Origin of the sequence: Actinoplanes utahensis (genome assembly GCF_016862455.1) — a bacterium.
Lineage (GTDB): Bacteria > Actinomycetota > Actinomycetes > Mycobacteriales > Micromonosporaceae > Actinoplanes > Actinoplanes utahensis.
The window spans coordinates 19,370-37,279 of sequence record NZ_BOMZ01000014.1; the positions used below are offsets into that span (position 1 = coordinate 19,370).

General features: G+C 72.4%; 11 protein-coding genes. 6 read left to right on the forward strand and 5 right to left on the reverse strand.

Translation table 11 applies throughout. The annotated features are described in order from the left end of the window. The first annotated feature begins 11 nt into the window (after nucleotides 1–11). The 3 genes from Aut01nite_RS03530 to Aut01nite_RS03540 are packed head-to-tail and all read left to right on the forward strand — an operon-like array spanning nucleotide 12 to nucleotide 3,624. Nucleotides 12–806: an exodeoxyribonuclease III gene (locus Aut01nite_RS03530; RefSeq protein ID WP_043529192.1), complete on the forward strand. Its 795-nt coding sequence runs from the start codon at nucleotides 12–14 to the stop codon at nucleotides 804–806. A gap of 42 nt (nucleotides 807–848) precedes the next feature. Continuing rightward, nucleotides 849–2,543 carry a PP2C family protein-serine/threonine phosphatase gene (locus Aut01nite_RS03535; RefSeq protein WP_043529194.1) on the forward strand — a complete coding sequence of 565 codons (1,695 nt, stop codon included), beginning with the start codon at nucleotides 849–851 and terminating at the stop codon, nucleotides 2,541–2,543. 37 nt (nucleotides 2,544–2,580) lie between these two features. Then, nucleotides 2,581–3,624, forward strand: a complete 1,044-nt coding sequence (locus tag Aut01nite_RS03540; protein WP_052164215.1) for a cobalamin B12-binding domain-containing protein — start codon at nucleotides 2,581–2,583, stop codon at nucleotides 3,622–3,624. 3,080 nt (nucleotides 3,625–6,704) lie between these two features. Here Aut01nite_RS03540 and Aut01nite_RS03545 read toward each other — a convergent pair. The 3 genes from Aut01nite_RS03545 to hrpA form a co-directional block, all read right to left on the reverse strand. Beyond that, entirely contained in the window at nucleotides 6,705–7,487 is a 783-nt protein-coding gene (locus Aut01nite_RS03545; RefSeq protein ID WP_204037430.1) for a LamG-like jellyroll fold domain-containing protein, read from the reverse strand. A gap of 64 nt (nucleotides 7,488–7,551) precedes the next feature. Continuing rightward, nucleotides 7,552–7,923: a DUF6401 family natural product biosynthesis protein gene (locus tag Aut01nite_RS03550; protein ID WP_043530654.1), complete on the reverse strand. Its 372-nt coding sequence runs from the start codon at nucleotides 7,921–7,923 to the stop codon at nucleotides 7,552–7,554. Nucleotides 7,924–8,029: 106 nt separating this feature from the next. Further along, complete coding sequence (gene hrpA, locus Aut01nite_RS03555; RefSeq protein ID WP_043530652.1) at nucleotides 8,030–11,953, reverse strand: ATP-dependent RNA helicase HrpA; 3,924 nt, start codon at nucleotides 11,951–11,953, stop codon at nucleotides 8,030–8,032. A gap of 406 nt (nucleotides 11,954–12,359) precedes the next feature. Between hrpA and Aut01nite_RS03560 the strand changes: the two genes are divergently transcribed. Continuing rightward, entirely contained in the window at nucleotides 12,360–12,734 is a 375-nt protein-coding gene (locus tag Aut01nite_RS03560) for a response regulator (protein ID WP_043530650.1), read from the forward strand. Here Aut01nite_RS03560 and Aut01nite_RS03565 read toward each other — a convergent pair. Both Aut01nite_RS03565 and gsmA read right to left on the reverse strand, forming a co-directional pair. Next, entirely contained in the window at nucleotides 12,718–15,027 is a 2,310-nt protein-coding gene (locus Aut01nite_RS03565) for an ATP-binding protein (RefSeq protein ID WP_236643066.1), read from the reverse strand. The genes Aut01nite_RS03560 and Aut01nite_RS03565 overlap by 17 nt on opposite strands. Nucleotides 15,028–15,049: 22 nt before the next feature. Continuing rightward, complete coding sequence (gene gsmA / locus Aut01nite_RS03570; RefSeq protein WP_043530648.1) at nucleotides 15,050–16,165, reverse strand: sporangiospore maturation cell wall hydrolase GsmA; 1,116 nt, start codon at nucleotides 16,163–16,165, stop codon at nucleotides 15,050–15,052. Nucleotides 16,166–16,337: 172 nt separating this feature from the next. Here gsmA and Aut01nite_RS03575 point away from each other — a divergent pair, with 172 nt between their 5' ends. Beyond that, entirely contained in the window at nucleotides 16,338–17,249 is a 912-nt protein-coding gene (locus tag Aut01nite_RS03575) for a phosphatase PAP2 family protein (protein WP_043530646.1), read from the forward strand. Then, nucleotides 17,246–17,821 (forward strand): YflT domain-containing protein, encoded by a 576-nt coding sequence (locus Aut01nite_RS03580; protein WP_043530644.1) that lies wholly within the window; start codon nucleotides 17,246–17,248, stop codon nucleotides 17,819–17,821. The genes Aut01nite_RS03575 and Aut01nite_RS03580 overlap by 4 nt, the downstream gene beginning before the upstream one ends. Nucleotides 17,822–17,910 lie beyond the last annotated feature (89 nt).

Here is a 17,910-nt window from a genome sequence, read left to right on the forward strand (position 1 = left end):
GAAACCTCGGTATGCGCTTCGCCACCTGGAACGTCAACTCGGTCAAGGCCCGGCTGCCCCGTCTGCTCGACTGGCTGGCCGGCACCGCCCCCGACGTCGTCTGCCTGCAGGAGACCAAGGTCGCCGCGGACGGCTTCCCGGAGAAGGAGGTCGCCGAGCTGGGATACGCGACGGCGGCGTACGGCCAGGGCCGCTGGAACGGGGTCGCGCTGCTCTCCCGGATCGGCCTCGACGACGTGCGCCACGGCTTCGACGGCATGCCCGGCTACCCGGAGCCGGAGGCCCGCGCGATCAGCGCGGTGTGCGGCGGCATCCGGTTCACGTCGGTGTACGTGCCGAACGGCCGCACCCCCGACGACCCGCACTACACGTACAAGCTGCGCTGGCTGGCCGCCCTCCGCGACGCCGTCGTCGCCGACCTGGCGGCCGGCCCGCTGGTGGTGGCCGGCGACTACAACGTGGCCCCCACCGACGCCGACGTCTGGGACATCGGGGTCTTCGCCGGCTCCACCCACGTCACGCCGCCGGAACGGGCCGCGCTCGCCGCACTGCGTGACGCAGGTCTCACCGACGTGCCGGCCCGGCCCCTGAAAGGCGACCGTCCCTTCACCTATTGGGATTACCGTGCCGGCATGTTCCACCAGAACAAGGGCATGCGGATCGATCTCGTCTACGCCGGTTCCGACGTGGCCGGACGGGTCGGTGACGCGTACGTGGATCGTGAGGCCCGCAAGGGCAAAGGTCCCTCCGATCATGCCCCCGTCGTGGTTGACCTGACCGATCCGGTGCCGGACCCCGTAGGCTGAGGGGAGTCCAGAACTGCTCGGCGGGGGAGAGACGGAGGCAGGATGACAGCGCGAACGCCGGCAGGCGCCGGCGAACCGCTGACGCCCACCGCTCCGGTCATGCCCGAGCCGGCCCTGCTCAGGGCCACTTTCGAGGCCGCTACCGAAGCCATGCTGCTGTGTGCCACAGCGAGCCACATCGTGCTGATGGCGAACGCGGCGGCCCGGCGTCTGCTGCCCGAGGTGATCGAGGGCCTGCCGGTCACCGACGCGCTCGCCGAGATGACGACCGATTCCTTTCAGTGCGAGCACGCGGGCCGGGCGCTCTACGGCATGCGGCGCCGGCTCGACGACGGGCACTACGCCTGGTTCCTGCGCGACCACACCGAGGAGGCGGCCCGGACCGCGGCGCTCGAGGTCGAGCGGTCCCGGACGGCGTTCCTGGCCGAGGCCGGCCGCCGGCTGTCCGCCTCGCTGCACGTGCGGCGCTGCGCCCGCACCACCGTGGAGCTGGCCGTCGCGCACCTCGCGGACGCCGCCGTGGTGGTCCTGCCCGCGCATCGCCGGCAGAGCGACTGGACCCGGCTGATCCCCGGCCACACCATCGAGGAGGGCACCCTCCGCGAGCCGCGACTCGGCGAGGTGCCCGGTCTCGTCGAGGCTCTCGGCGGCTTCCCGCCGATCCCGAGCCGCTGGCTCGACCCGGCCAGCGCGCCCGGCTGGCTGCTGCCCGCCGGGCTCGGCCCGGTCGGCGCGCTCCTGGTGATCCCGCTGCCCGGCAACGCCGAGCCGGCCGGCGCGCTGATCCTGGCCCGCCGCGGCACGGACGCCGCCTTCTCCGCCGGGGACGAGGCGCTGGCCCGCGTCTTCGCAGCCCGGGCCGGCGCGGCGCTGTCCGCCGCCATGCTCTACCGGGAGCAGGTCGACACCACCGCGGTTCTGCAGGCCGACCTGCTGCCGCCGCAACTGCCCGTCCTCGACGGCTTCGAGCTGAGCGGCTCCTACCAGGCGGCCCGCGAGACGCTGCGGATCGGCGGCGACTTCTACGACGTCTTCGGCCCGGCCGGGGACAGCACCGACACCGTGATCGCGCTGGGCGACGTGTGCGGCCACGGCCCGGAAGCGGCAGTGCTGACCGGCAAGGTCCGCCAGACGCTGCGGGCGCTGCGGCTGGTGCAGGCCGGCCCGGAAGCGATGCTCAAGGTGCTCAACGAGGCGCTGCTGCAGTCCGCCCGGCAGCCCCGGTTCGTGACCATGGTGATCGGCTCGGTCACCCGGATCGACCACGGCCGGGTCCGGCTCGACCTGGCCAGCGGCGGCCATCCGGCGCCGCTGGTGCTGCGCCACGACGGCGCCGTCGAGGAGGTGCCGACCAGCGGCACCCTGATCGGCGTGCTGTCCAAGACCGTGGTGCGTCCGGCCGCCGTCGAGCTGGCGCCCGGCGAGCTGTGCCTGCTCTACAGCGACGGCCTGACCGAGGCGCGGGGCGGCCCCACCGGCGTCGAGCAGTACGGCGAGACCCGCCTGCGCCGAGCCCTCGCCACCTGCCGCGGCCTGCCCGGCGCCGCCGCCGTCGAGCGGATCCGCCAGCTCGTCAGCGACTGGACCCGCGGCGACAACTCCGACGACATCGCCATGCTGGCGGTCCGCGCCCCGACCCGCACCCCGCTGAGCCTGCGCGGCGGCGGCGCCCCCGCCGAATCCCCGTTCGTCGTCGCCGCCCGCGGCCTGGAACGGCGCCCGAGAGCCCGTTCATGAACGCGCCCAGCCGCGTCACCACACCGCGGTCCCGATCATGAGCGCGCCCAGCCGTTCCGCCACACCGATCGACGGCACCGTCGCCGACTACTACCTGGCCCTCGTCTCCGACGGCGACGAAGCCGGCGCCACCGCACTCGTCAACGATCTGCTCGACCAGGGCATCGCCGCCCAGCGGATCATCGTGGACCTGATCAGCGCCACCCAGCGGCGCGTCGGCGAACTGTGGGCCGCCAACGAGTGGTCGGTGGCCCGCGAGCACGCCGCCACCGCCGTCGGCGAACGCGCCCTGGCCGCCCTCGCCGTCCGCACCACCGTCCCACCGACCCGCGGCCGCATCGCCCTGGCCTGCGTCGACGGCGAATGGCACGGCCTGCCCGCCCGGATGCTCGCCGAACTGCTGCGCCTGGACGGCTGGCGCGTCGACTTCCTCGGCGCCAGCGTCCCCGGCCGCCACCTGATCACCCACCTGCACCAGACCGGCCCCGACGCGGTCGCCCTGAGCTGCATGATCCCGACCCGGCTCCCGCGAGCCCACGCCGCCATCACCGCCTGCCGCGCCGCCGGCGTCCCGGTGATCGCCGGCGGCCGCGGTTTCGGTCCCGGCGGCCGCTACGCGGAACGCCTCGGCGCCCACGCCTGGGCCGCCACCGGCGAGGAGGCGGTCATCCGGCTCGCCACCGACTGGCCTCCCCCGCATGTCACCGACCTGCCCCTCCCCGAGGACTCGTTCTTCCTGGGCGACGAGGAGTACACCCATCTGGTCCGCTGCCGCCCCCAGCTCATCGCCACCGCGATGGACCGCCTGGCCGCCGCCTACCCCGACGCCGAGCGTTACAACAGCAACCAGGTCGACTCCACCGCCGACGACATCGGCCACATCACCGACTTCCTGGCCGCCGCCCTCTACGTCGGCGAGCAGCAGATATTCACCGACTTCATCACCTGGACCACAGTCGTGCTCGAATCCCGCGGCGTCCCCCCGACCGCCCTCCGCACCGGCCTCCACCTGATCCGCGACCAGCTCGTCGACTTCCCCACCGCCACAGCGATGCTCGACGCCGCGATACAGAGGATCTGAACCCTTCTTCGGTACGACCTACGCAAGTCCCGTGCCCACCACGCGAGGTCCACCCCACCCCGGACCGACCCGCGCCTCACGGGCGTAGCCCTTGCCCACCGCGCAATCCCAACCCACCCCGGGCCAGACGCACTCCACGAACACCCGGCCGCCACCACGCGAGAGGCACCCCGGGCCGCCCCGCACCCCACGGACACAGCGCCGCCACCACGCGAGACGCACCCCGGGCCGCCCCGCACCCCACGGACACAGCGCCGCCACCACGCGAGACGCACCGCGCCCCCGAGCCAGGCGCCCCAGGGTATAGCCCTTGCCCATCACGCAAGGCCACCCCACCTCGGGTCGCACCGCGCCCCACGAACGGGCCGCCACCACGCGAGTCCTACCCCGGGCCAGAATGCTGGATCCGGCCGCCCGCGGGACACCCAGCACGCCAGGGACAAGGCCCCGGCCACCAAGCGAGGCCCACCCCGCACCGATGGGCGTAGCTCTCGCTGTCACCCCACCGGCATCCCACTTCCCACCGTCCGCCCTCACGTTCCGCATAGCGGTGGGAGCCGCCTCGCCCGTGCGGCGCGTTTCGGTCGTGAGCAGGGAGGACGTCGCGCGGTAGTCCGGGACGGCGAGATTCGGCGGGGGCGAATCCGGGCGTACGAATAAATCGGTTGTGGCCTTTCGGGAGCCGCAATAGCGTAGGCCGCATGCTGTGATGCCTACCTGAGCCGCCGCCTACCGCCAGCGCCGTGGGCCGCGTTGTTCTCCGCATGCTGGACCGGCCGTCTCTTCGGCACGGTCCGGCCCGCCCGGTACATCCTGTTCGGGCTTCCGGTCGAGTCACGGCCTCCCGCTTCCGTCTCGGAGCGACTCTCCTCGCGGAGTCTCCCGTTCCGGAGCGTCCTTTCGCGAAGCGCTCCACCGCGGAGCGTTCCGGTGCAGGCCGTTCCGGTTGAGGATCTCGTTGCGAATCGTTCCGTTCCGAAGCATCCCGGCTCGGGACCATCCGGTCAGACCTTCCCACTGGATTCGGGCCAGGTCTTGCCACCGGATCCCAGCCGGGTCTCTCCCGGCCGCACCCGGGTTGAGTCTTGGTCCGGACCCCCGGCCAAGTCCTCCGGCTGGCCCTGGCCGGGTCCTTCGGCGGTCCTTCCCGCAGGACGTTCGGCTGCCCTTCCGGCTGGACCTCCGGCTGCCTTCCGGTTGGACCTCCGGCTGCCCTTCCGGTTGGCCTTCCGGTTGGACCTCCGGCTGCCCTTCCGGTTGGCCTTCGGGACGGACCTCCGGCTGCCCTTCCGGTTGGCCTTCGGGACGGACCTCCGGCTGGCCTTCCGGTTGGGCCCTTCGGACGGGGTCTTTCGGTTGGACCTCCGGCCGGCCTCTCGGTTGGAACCTTCGGACGGGGTCTTTTGGCTGGCGCAGGATCGTGACCCGGCCGCTACCTGTCGCGTCCCGTCAGGGGCGCTCCCCCAGGCCGACCGCTCGCTTACGCGTTGATCGTTCGCGGCGACCGGCCGTTCGCTTCCCGCTCCCCGCCGGGGAGCCGTAAGGAGGTTGCTTTATGCCTGCTGAACCATTTTCCGTGCATCTGAACCTGGACGAGATCGCCCAGCGGGACATCGCCGCCGCTCTGCGCCCGGCCCCACTCCCGGACACCGGTGACGATCATGCGACCGCAACGACGCCCGCCACCCGGCACGGCGCCGCAGACGCTCGTCAGGCCGCCCGGGAACGCTCCGGACGCGATCGCTCGGGCCGCGCGGGCCAGGCATCCGGAGGCCGCAGCTACGCCTTCCGCCGAAGCTGACCGTCCCATCCCGGCGGCCCGTCCCACCCACCTCCCCACGATCTTGTGAGGTTGTGACGTGGGCCGGAGCCGCCGGCCGGCCCCGCCCTCCTTCTCACCACCACACCGCAACCTCGCCGCCTCGCGGTCTCGCGGTCTCGCGGCCCCCCCGCCCGCGACCTCGTCATCTCCCGCCGCGCGGCCCCGCCGCCGCGCGATCTCGCCGCCTCACAAGCTCCCCACCCGGCGACCTCGCGACCTCACGGTCTGCGCGCCCGGTGGCCTTGTCCCCTCCCTGCCGCGCGGACCCCGCCGCCTCGCGACCCCGCCGCTGGCAACCTCCCCGCCTCGCCGCCTAGCGACCTCGCTGACTCGCCACCTCGCCGCCCCGCAACCTCGCCGCTCCGCAACCTCCCGCCTCGCGACCTCGCCGCCCGCGACCTCGCCCTGCCGCAACGTCCCCGCCTCGCGACCTCGCCACCTCGCCGCCCGGTGACCGCGCCGCCCCGCAACCTCCCCGGGTCGCGGTCTCGCTGACGCGCGACCTCCTGACTCGCGATCTTGAACGATTGACCACCAGAATCGATGGCAAATCGTCCAAGATCGTGGCGACGAGAACGGTGAGCACCTGAGCCGCCCGCCGCGGGCGGAGCCGGGAGTGCGGAACCCGAGCCGAAGGCTCGCCGCCCCCGCGAAGGCACAAGATCGCCAGAAGGCGGGGCGGCCCTGCGAGCCAGCCGGAGGAGATACGGGTGACGCCCGGCACCGTGGGACAGGTGCCGGGCGTCACCCGCGGACAGAAAGGTCGAAACCGCACACTCACCCGCCGACGCAACGCCCTGAAGGGGGAATGTCCGCATGAGTGCGAAGCCGCACGGGAATGCTCAGATGCGGAGCAGCCGGGCGGGCGAACCCGAGTCAGTACGAGCCGACCCGAACCAGCCCGACCCGAAAAAGTACGAACCGGGCGAATGTGAGCCGCCAGGAACCAGGCGGAACCCAGGCCAGCACGAACCAGGCGAACCCACGTCAGCGCGAGGGTGGACCGGTCGACACGAGCGGACGGGCCGGTCGGCGTGCCGGCGGCTCGGTTGGCGCGGGTCGGGCGGCGCGCCGACGGCCCGGTCAGCGCGGGCCGGCCAGCGCGGGCCGCCGGGCCGGTCAGCGCGGGTCGGGCGGCGGGCCGCCGGGCCGGTCAGCGCGGGTCGGTCGGCGCGCCGACGGCCCGGTCAGCGCGGGCCGGCCAGCCCGGGCCGCCGGGCCGGTCAGCGCGGGCCGCCGGGCCGGCGCGGGAGGCCGGTCAGCCGAGCTGGGCGTAGAGGTCGTCGAGCTGGCCGTGGTACATGTCGCCGTCGCCGGCGAGGTTGGGGCCGCCGACGCGCATCGGCATGGTGTTGTCGATGGTGGCGGTGGTGGGGAGGGTGGTCTTGGAGCCGGCGACGCCGTCGACGGAGATGCCGAGGGTGGTGCCGGTGCGCTGGCAGACGACGCGGTGCCAGGCGCCGTCGGCGACGGGGCGGGCGGAGATCGCCGCGAAGGTCTGGGCGCTGCCGCGGGCGGCGACGACGCACTGGGCGCGGCCGGATTTGCCGGTGACCTGCATCTTCCACTGGCTTCCGATGCCGGCGACGCCCTTCTGCATGATGTTGGCGTTGCCGCTGAGCTGGGCGGCGGTGAGTCGGACGCTGGCGGCCCAGGTGAAGTTGCGGGTGCCGGGGTCGAGGTCGGCGTCGTCCGGTGCTTCGAGGAGGGCTTTGCCGCAGGTGGTGGGGGCGGCGCAGGCGGCGGGGAAGGCGGCGTAGCGGCCGGTGCCTTCGGTGGTGAAGGTGATCTGGCCGTTGGCGGCATTGCGGACGGTGAGCGGCGCGCCGCGGCCGGATAGGTCGGCGACGCGGCCTTCGGTGGCGCCGCCGTCGAAGTTGTAGCGGGCGACCAGGGCCGCGGTGGTGGCGGGGTCGACAGCCGTGGCGGGAGCGCCGACGGCTGCGGTGGTGGCGGGATCGTCGGCGCCGGCTGCCGTGGCGGGGGTGCCGGCGGGGAGGGTGAGCAGCAGGGACAGTGCCGAGAAGCTGAGGATCTTCATAAGAAGAACATGACCTATCGGGCGGTTTCCCACATAAAGTGCCGTAAAATGTAGTCCGACGGGGTTACAGCAGCCCTTCGGTCTCCGCGATCAGGCAGATCGCGACCAGCCGGACCAGCGGGAACCCGGCGGCCAGCCATTCGGCGCCGGACATCGGGGCGAAACCGGGCTCCGGCAGCGGGCGGCCCATCCGGACGGCGCCGGCGGCGATGGACCGGGCGTAGGCGGCCAGGCCCTCGGCGTCGGCGACCCGGCCGGCGTCGCGCAGCGCGTCCCGGACGGCGGCGGCGTGCTGGTCGAGCCGGGCCAGCAGGGCGGGCTCGGCGAACGCGGCCGCCAGGCCGTCGACCCCGACCCGGGCCATCATCTCGTCGAGGTAGGCCCGGGCGGGGCGGACGGCGATCGGGGCGGCGTAGGTGAGGTTCTCGTTCGTCATGCCGAGAAACCTAATGTGCGCCGTTCGGTCACGACAGAGGCGTGACCGAACGGCACCACAGGCGCACCGACCTGCAACTCTGCTAGATCGGAAGCTAGATCGGAAGCTAGATCGGAAGCGAGTCCATGGCCTTGAATATGCGCTTGTCGGAGACGGGATAGGCGGTGCCGAGGGATTGGGCGAAGTAGTTGATCCGCAGCTCCTCGATCATCCAGCGGATCTCCCGCAACCCCTCCTCGGCGGGCCCGCCGGCGGGTGCCGAGTTGCGCAGTTCGCGGTACTCCGACTCGATCTCGTGGATCTGGGTGGTGAGCTGCCGGTCCCGGCCGAGGCTGCCGCCGAGACGGTCCAGCCGGTACACGATGCCGCGCAGGTACCGGGGCATCTGGTGCAGCTGCCGCCATCCGGCCTCGGTCACGAACCCGGCGTGGACCAGGCCCTTGAGCTGTTGCCGGATGTCGGCGAGGGCGGGCAGCAGGGACGGGTCGCGCAGCGATTTCAGGCGCTGCTCGACGTCGTACGCCGTCGCCAGCACCGCCTGCACCTGGGTGACCACGTTCGCCACCGCGTCGACCAGGTCCTGCCGGACGGTGTCTCGCAGCGACGCGAACTCCACCGACGACCACACCGGTCCCCCGGCTTCGGCGACGAGCCGGTCCACCGCCGCGCCCGCGCAGTCGTCGAGCAGTTCGGCGATCGAGCGGTACGGGTTCTGCCGGGACAGTTCCAGCTTGGCCCGGTTGTCCAGGCGCCCCTGCAGGAACCGGGCCGCCGGCGGCAGCGTGAGCATCAGTAGCCGCCGGGTGCCGGCGGCCATCGCGACCCGCTGTGACGCCTCGTCCTCGAAGACCCGGATGGCCACGCTGTCGCCCTCGTCGACGAGCGCCGGCCAGACGTTGACCTCGTATCCGCCGCGGACCTGGGCGACCCGCCGGGGCAGCACCCCGAAGTCGTTGGCGGTGATGCCGCGCCGTTCCAGGTTGCCGGCCGCCTTGGAGATGGTGGCCTGCACCTTGGGGGCCAGTTGCCGCCGCAGGACTTCCAGGTCGCGTCCTTCGGCGACGGTCTCGCCCGTCTCGTTGACGATGCGGAAGTTCACCCGCAGGTGGTCGGGCACCTGGTCGGGCCGCCACGCGTCGCGCGGGACGATGGTGCCGGTGAGCCGCCGCAGCTCGTTGCCGATGGCGTCGGGCAGCGGGCCGCGCCGGGCGGGCACCCGGTCGAGGACCGCCTCGGCCCAGTCCGGCACCGGCACGAAGCTGGTGCGCAGGTGTTTCGGCAGGGCCCGGATCAGCGCGATCACGACGTCCTTGCGGAAGCCGGGCACGGACCAGCCGAAGTCGTCGGCGTCCACCTTGTTGATGAGTTCGAGCGGGACCCGGGCGGTGACGCCGTCGTCCTTGGCGTTCGGCTCGAAGTGGTACGAGAGCGGCATCTTCACGCCGGCCGAGATCCACGCGTCCGGGAACTGCTGCGGGTCGACCGTGTCCCGGCCGGCGATCACGAGGTCGTCCCGGGTGAACGTCAGCAGGTCCGGTTTCTCGGCCCGGGCACGTTTCCACCAGCCGTCGAAATGGCGGGCGGAGACGACTTCGGCGGGGATCCGGGCGTCGTAGAGCGCGTACACCGTCTCGTCGTCGACCGCGATGTCGCGGCGCCGCGCCCGGTTCTCGATCTCGGTGATCTTCTCCAGCAGCCGCCGGTTCTCGGCGTAGAACTTGTGGTGGGTCTCCCAGTCACCTTCGACCAGCGCGTGCCGGATGAACAGTTCCCGGGACACCACCGGATCGACCCGGGAATAGCCGACGCGGCGCCGCGGCACGATCGGCAGGCCGTAGAGGGTGACTTTCTCGAACGCCATCACGGCGCCCATCTTGCGATCCCAATGCGGTTCGCTGTAACTGCGTTTGACCAGGTGCGGGGCGAGTTTCTCGGCCCATTCCGGTTCGATTCGGGCGTTCACCCGGCCCCACAGCCGGCTGGTCTCGACCAGTTCCGCCGACATCACCCAGCGCGGTTGCCGCTTGAACAGCGCCGATCCCGGGAAGATCGCGAACTTGGCGCCGCGCGCCCCGATGAACTCCCGTTTCTCCTGGTCCTTCATGCCGATGTGGCTGAGCAGACCGGCGAGCAGGGCGGTGTGCACCGGTTGTGGCGCGACTCCCGCCTCCCAGTCCTCCGTCAAGGACAGACCGAGGGTACGGGCCACCTGTTTGAGTTGTGCGTAGATGTCCTGCCACTCGCGTATCCGCAGATAGTTCAGGAATTCGCTGCGGCACAGCCGACGGAACTGGTTCCCGGACAGTTCCTGCTGCTTCTCCCGCAGATAGCGCCACAGGTTGAGATAGCTGAAGAAGTCCGATTCCTTGTCGGTGAACCGGGCGTGCTTCTCGTCGGCCTGCTGCTGTTTGTCGGCGGGTCGTTCGCGGGGGTCCTGGATCGACAGCGCGCCGGCGATCACCATCACTTCGGCGAGGCATTCCTGCCGGTCGGCCTCGATGACCATGCGGGCCAGCCGCGGGTCGACGGGGAGCTGGGCGAGCTGCCGGCCCATCGGGGTGAGCTTGCGGTCCTCGAGGGCCCCGAGCTCTTCGAGGAGTTTGATGCCGTCGGTGATGTTGCGCCGGTCCGGCGGGTCGATGAACGGGAACTTCTGCAGGTCGCCGAGCCCCAGGTTGGTCATCTGCAGAATGACCGAGGCCAGGTTGGTCCGGAGGATCTCCGGTTCGGTGAACTCGGGCCGCTGCTCGAAGTCCTCCTCCGAGTACAGCCGGATGCAGATGCCGTCCGAGGTGCGCCCGCAGCGGCCCTTGCGCTGGTTGGCGCTGGCCTGGGAGACCGGCTCGATCGGCAGCCGCTGCACCTTGAGGCGGTGGCTGTACCGGCTGATCCGGGCCGTGCCGGGGTCGATCACGTACTTGATGCCGGGCACCGTGAGGGACGTCTCGGCGACGTTGGTGGCCAGCACCACCCGGCGCTCGCTGTGCCGTTCGAAGACCCGGTGCTGTTCGGCGGCGCTGAGCCGGCCGTAGAGCGGGATCACCTCGGTGCCCCGCAGGTCCCTCTTGTTCAGCGCGTCGGCGGTGTCCCGGATCTCCCGCTCGCCGGAGAGGAAGACCAGGATGTCGCCGTCGCGCGGCAGCTCGTCGACGGCGGCGGCGATGCCGTCGATCTGGTCGATCGGCTCCTCGCGGATCTCGTCGTCGTCGATCACCGTGGTGGTCAGCAGCGGCCGGTACCGCACCTCGACGGGATAGGTCCGGCCGGACACCTCGATGACCGGCGCCGGCTCGCCGTCGGCGGCGGCGAAGTGCTGGGCGAACCGCTCGGTCTCGATCGTCGCCGACGTGATGATCAGCTTGAGGTCGGGCCGCCGGGGCAGCAGGTCCCGCAGGTAGCCGAGGATGAAGTCGATGTTGAGGCTGCGCTCGTGCGCCTCGTCGATGATCAGCGTGTCGTACCGGGACAGCATCCGGTCGTTCTGGATCTCGGCCAGCAGGATGCCGTCGGTCATCACCTTGACCATGGTGTCGTCGCTCACCTGGTCGGTGAACCGCACCTTGTAGCCGACGGTCGAGCCGAGCGGCCGGTCCACCTCCTCGGCGATGCGCTCGGCGACGGTCCGGGCGGCGATCCGGCGCGGCTGGGTGTGCCCGATCTGCCCGCGGACGCCCCGGCCCAGCTCCAGGCAGATCTTCGGGATCTGCGTGGTCTTGCCGGAACCGGTCTCGCCGGCGACCACGACGACCTGGTGGTCGCGGATCGCCTCGGCGATGTCGTCCTTGCGGGCGCTGACCGGCAGGCCCTCGGGGTAGATGATGCGCGGGACCGCGGCGATCCGGCTCTCCAGACGCGAGCGCGCCTGGTCGGCCTCGGCGGCGATCTCGGCGAGGACGGCCGAACGGGCTCCCTCGTCACGGATGCGCTTCGCCCCGTCCAGGCGGCGCTGCAGCCGCCGCTGGTCGCGGGGCAGCAGCTCGGAGATCCGGGAACGCAGCTCTGTGGTGCTGGTGGCAGGCGATGTCGACATGGCGGGCCAAGGATAGGCGCAACCGAGCGCGAACGCCTGGTGATTAACACCGCCCCCGCACGGTGGCGGTCAGGGCGCCGCTCGACTCCACCTCGGCGATCAGCGCCCCGTCCAGGGGGATCCCGGTCGGCTTCGTCACCGTCCGCGCGGTCAGCGGGGCGCCGCCGAACGCGTACGCCGCATTGATCTTGTTCTTCCCACCGCACCCGGCTCCGCGGCCCGCGAGGGATCCGAGCAGCAGCGGGTCGAGCGGTCCGGACTACCGGGGCGGGCAGGGTCATCCTCCTTCGGACATCTTTGATCTCGGGCGGAAAAGGTCACCAAGGCGGAAAAGGGTCACCCGTGTCCCCGCCCCGGCCTGGATCGGTAATCGGGACAACAACCACTGCATGAGACGAGGTCAACGGTGATCGTTGTCGCGGAGGATCACGACGACATCCGGTACGTGCTCAAGCGCTCCCTGGAACGGGCCGGCCACCGGGTGGTGGCCGCCGCGGACGGCGCGACGGCCCTGGCCGCGGTCCGCGAGCATCGCCCGGACCTGGTCGTCACGGACGTCGACATGCCGCACATGACCGGTTTGGATCTGTGCCGGGCGATCCGGGCCGACGACGATCTGCGGCACATCCCGGTGGTGGTGGCCAGCGGCTCGCTGATCCCCGGCGACGGGCTGGCCGAGGACGCGGGCGCCTCGGCGACCCTGCTCAAGCCGTTCGCCCCGGCGCAGCTGCTGGCCCTGATCAGCCGGCTGCTGCCGCCGCGGGTCACCTCGGAGAGTTAGGGCGCTCCGGGACGCGGGGGCGGTCCGGCGTCTCGTCGGGCTGGGCGCCCAGTCCGGGTAGACGGGCCGCGTCCATGATCGCGGCCCGTTCCGCCAGGGCCCGTTCCAGGGCCTCGCGGACCGCTTCGTCGTCGGCGGGCTTCGCGCTCACGGGTTCCTCCGTGTGGGTCGGGGTGGGCAGTGTGAACCAGAAACGCGTACCGCCGCCGGGGTTGTCCTCGACGCCGATCTCGCCGCCGTGCCGCTGCACGATGCGCCGGCAGATGGCGAGGCCGAGACCGGTGCCGGCATAGTTCGCGGTGGCGGCCGCGGTGCGGTGGAAGGACTCGAAGACGTACGGCTTGTCGGCGTCCGGGATGCCGATGCCGGAGTCGGCGACCTCGATCCGTACCCGGCCCGGTTCCGCCGGGCCGGCCGCCACCTCGACGTACGGCGCCGCGCCGGGCCGCACGTACTTGATCGCGTTGCCGATCAGGTTGTCCAGGACGTGCCGGAGCATCGCCGGATCGGCCTGGACCTCGGGCAGGGGCTCGACCGACCACGACGGGACCGGCCGGTCGGGTCCCAGCCCGGTGATCCGATCGGAGATGATCTCGCGGGCCAGCGCCGCCGGGTCGACCGCGGTGGTGCGCAGCGGCGCGTGCCGGGCGGTGGTGTACCCGAGCATCGTCTCGATCAGCGTGTCCATCCGGTCCACCGCCTGCACGATCCGGCGCAGGCCGTCCCGGGCCTCGGCCGTCTCCGGCAGGTCGGGCAGGTCCTCGCACGCCAGTTCGGCGTGGCCGCGGACCAGCGACAACGGCGCCTTCAGATCGTGCGCCACCACCCCGGCGAAGATCGACAGGTCGGTCTCGTACCGGCGCAGTTCGGTGATGTCCCGGCACACCGCGACCGCCCCGTGCTCGCCGGCGCTCGGGTCGAGCGGGCGCCCGTCGATGCTGAGCAGCACCCCGTCCGGATGTCCCGGATTGCGGATGATCACCTCGAAGCCGTCCGTCGGCTCGCCGCGCAGGGCCCGGATCAGCGGCATCTCCTCGGTCGGCAGCGGGGTCCGGCCGTCCGGGCGGTAGACGCCGTAGTGCTGCTGCCAGTCGGCCGGGTCGTCGATGCCCCCGGTGAGGCCGAGCAGCTGTTGGGCCGCCGGGTTCTCCATCAGCAGCCGCCCGCGTGAGTCGACCACGCTGACCCCGTCGCTGATGGTCGTCATGATCGCGCCGAGCAGGTCGGCCTGACGGCGGCTCGCGGCCTCCGCCTCGCGCAGTTCGGCGGTGGCCTCCTGGACCCGGATCCGGGCCCGGGCCCGGCCGGTCGCCAGCACGTGCACCAGCCAGGCGAGCAGCGCGGTGAGGGTCAGGCCCCCGGCCAGGGTGACGGCCGGCAGGTACCAGCCGGCGCCGGCCAGGTGCCGCGAGTCGCCGCGGGTCTCCAGGATCCACTCACGGTCGGCGACCCGCAGCGGGTCGGCGCGGCGCAGGCCCGGGTCGCCCGGGCCGGCCCAGCTCGCCACCGGGTGCCGGGTGCCGTCGCTGTTCACCGAGATCAGGTCGCCGGAGATCTGGCTCTGGCCGACGTGGGTCAGGATGTCGCGCAGGAAGGTGCCGCCGCGCAGGCCGGAGACCACCCATCCGCGGAACTCCGGGGTGTTGGCCCGGGTCCAGACCGGGACGGCGAAGACGAACGACTGCTGCTGCTCGGCGGCCGGTTTGTCACGGTCGCGCAGCAGGACGTACGCGTCCGACACGGTCGTCTGCCGGATGTCGCGGGCGGCCCGCAGGGTCGTGCCGAGCGGTTCCACCCCGGCGATGTCGAGGCCGGACGGGCTCTGCTGCTCGGATTCGTCGAGCGTACGGGAGAAGATCGTGAAGAAGTGCTCGTCCAGGCCCTCCTGCGGGCGCAGGGTCAGCCCGGTGGCGCCGCGGTCGCGCCAGCGCTGCTGGGCGGCGGCGACGTCCGGGTCCGGGACGGCGGCCACGAACGCGACCGGGGCCGCGCCGATCAGCGCCGCGTCGGCCAGCGGCGCGGTGGCCACGTCGAACTCGTCCCAGGTGAGTTCGTCGTCGGCGGCGATGCCGGCGGCCAGGGTGTCGAGCATGCCGCGGTAGCGGCCGGTCTCCATCCGGATCGCCGCGAGGGCGATCTGATGCCGCTGGTCCATCACCCGGTTCGCGGTCTCCGACTGGGCCGCCCGCAGGGTGACCGCGGACAGCACGGTGGCGACGACACCGGCCAGAAGCACGGCGACGGAGAGCAGCGGGCCGGTGGCCCGCCGCGCTCCGTCTCTCGATCGCCCCACCCGGAAAAGCGTAGGCCGCGAACTACTTCCAGGTGTCGTACCGGTACAAATCGTAGCTGCTCATGATTTTGGTGACCTTGGAGTAGTAGTTCGGGTCGGTGGCGTAGCCGGCCTTCCACACCGTCCAGATGAACCTGTTCGCGTCCTTCGTGTAGGCGAAGGCCGACGCGTACCGTTTGTTGCTCTTGAGGAAGTGGCCGTGGTCCCGGAACGAGCGGGCCATCGACGTGTACGTCCGGAAGGCGTCCTCGAACGGAAAGCACTTCCCGGCCTTGTCGCACTCGGTCGTCTTGTAGACGTGGCAGCCGTTGGCGTGCGGGCCGTGGAAACCCTTCTGGCACTTGATGCCGAAGTAGTTGCGGTCCACCGCGGAGAGGCCGCTGCGGCCCCAGCCGGACTCCAGGATCGCCTGGGCGATCGTGGTCGACGGCGGCACCCCGTACTCGCGCCAGCCCTGCTGCGCGCCCGGCACCGCGGCCTTGATGAACTCCTCCGGCGTCAGCGACGGCACGGGCGTGGCCGGAACGGCCGGCGCGGGCACGGTGGCCGGGCAGGCCTTCACCGCGCCGGACACCACGTAGGCGTGCGCGATGTAGCCGCCGTTGTCCAGCCGGTCCCACTGGGCGCTGGTCCGCACGGTGCCCCGCACGGTGGCGCCGGGCACACCGCAGACCACCTTCAGCGCGGCGCCGTCGGTCAGCCTGGTCACGATCGCGTCCTGCGTCGACGGCCCGCGGCGCACGTTCACCACACCGTCGGCGCTGCGCACCCGGCCGGGCAGGAACGACTTCTCGGCCGCCTTCCTCGCGCAGTCGACGACGGCCGCGCCGGTCCGGACGTAGGCGTGCGCCACGTACCGCCCGTTGGTCAGGCGGTCCCACTGGGCGGAGGTGCGCACCTTGCCGCGCACCTGCTCACCCTTCACCGAGCAGTCGATCGACACCTTCTGGCCGTCGCGCAGGGTGCCGACCACACCCGCGGCCAGGCTCGGCGCGGACCGCACCTTGAGCTCTCTGCTGACGTCGATGGTCGCTGAGACCCCGGCCGCGTACGCCGCGACGGGGGCGGCCGTCGCCCCGGCCCCGGCGGCGAGCACCAGCAGCGCGCTGCCGAGCAGTCGTCGGGTGGTGTGCGTCATCAAGATCCCCTTCGTTCCGTCGGCGGATCTCCGCCGGCGTCATCCGAAGATCCGTCCCAGCCGTTGCCGCCCGGGATCGCGAACGGGTGCGGGCACGGTGCATCACCAGGGCGTGCTTGGAAATCGGGCCATCGGGGAAAGCGGTGTCGACATCGCACAGGCAGGAGGTCCCATGACGGCCGTCGCGTCCCGCCCGGTCCCCGCTCCGGCGAAAGCGCCGGGCAGCACGTGGCACAGGCTCACCCCGCTGCTGGTCACGGTTCTCGCCGCGGCCGGCGCCTACGCCGTGCACCGGCTCTTCATCGGCACGGCGCTGGGCCAGGAGGTGGACACCGCGGCACTGCGGGGCGGCGACTTCCACCATCCGCGGGTCAGCGAGGTGCTCACCCGTACCCTCGACGCCACCCGGCTGGCGGTGCTCGCCCTGGTGTGCCTGATGGCCGCCGCCTTCGGCGTGCTGCGCCGCCGCCTCGACCTGGCGATCGCGTCGGGTTTCCTGGTGATCGCCGCGAACCTGATCACCCAGCAGCTCAAGGCCGGTCTGGAACGCCCGCTGCTGGACGGCTTCCCGGCCCCCAACTCGTGGCCCAGCGGCCACGCCACGGCCGCCGCCTCGGCCGCGTTCGTGCTGGTCCTGGTCTTCCCGCGGGCGCTGCGCGGCACGGTCGGCCTGGTCGGCGCCGGTTACGTGGCGATCGTCTCGGTGGCCACCGTGTGGGCCGAGTGGCATCGGCCCAGCGACGTGATCGCCGCCCTGCTGATCGTGCTGGCCTGCGGCTCCCTCGCGGTCTTCGCGGTGCGCCTGCGCCGGACCGGCCCGGCGCCCGCCATCCGCCTGCCGAACCGTCTGGTCATGGTGGTCCTCGGGGTGGCCGCCGCGCTGGCCGCCGCGACCGCCGCGTTCGGCATGGGCGCCGTGGCCCTGTCCGAACGCCCGCTCCCGGACCTCGTCTCCGGCCGCTTCGCGTTCCTCACCGGCACCGCCGGGATCATCGCCGCGGTCGCCGTGACCGTCATCGTCTGGGTGCGCCTCACCGCCGGCGAGCCCACCACCGCCCCCACCCCGCAAGGAGATCCGAAGTGACCACTCCGACCACTCCGACCGACTCCCCCGGAACGCCGCAGACGCCCGTGCCGCCCGGTCCCGGCGGCGCGGTGCCGAGCCTGCCCGCGCAGACCACCGGCACCGGCGTCACCACCGGCCCGACCGTGGTCGTCGGTACCTACCCCGACTACGCCCTGGCCCAGCAGGCGGTCGACCATCTGTCGGACAACAAGTTCCCGGTCCAGCGGACCTCGATCGTCGGCACCGACCTGCGCCTGGTGGAGAACGTCCTGGGCCGCCTCACCACCGGCCGCGCCGCCGCGGCGGGCGCCGCCAGCGGCGCCTGGTTCGGTCTGCTGATCGGCCTGTTCTTCGGCCTCTTCAGCGACTCCGGCTGGCTGGCGGTGCTGCTCACCACGGTGATCATCGGCGCGGTGTGGGGCGCGATCTTCGGCGCCATCGCGCACGCCGCCACCGGCGGCCGCCGCGACTTCTCGTCGCGCAGCTCGTTGCAGGCCGCCACGTACGAGGTGCACGCCGACACCGAGGTCGCCGACCAGGCCCGCTCGCTGCTGATCAGCCTCAACTGGCAGGCCAGCGGCGCCCAGTGACACCGCACGCACAGGGAACCCCGCGGACCGGCGGTCCGCGGGGTTCCCTGTGCGTGCGGTGTCAGATCTCGGCGGTCAGTTGGCTGCGG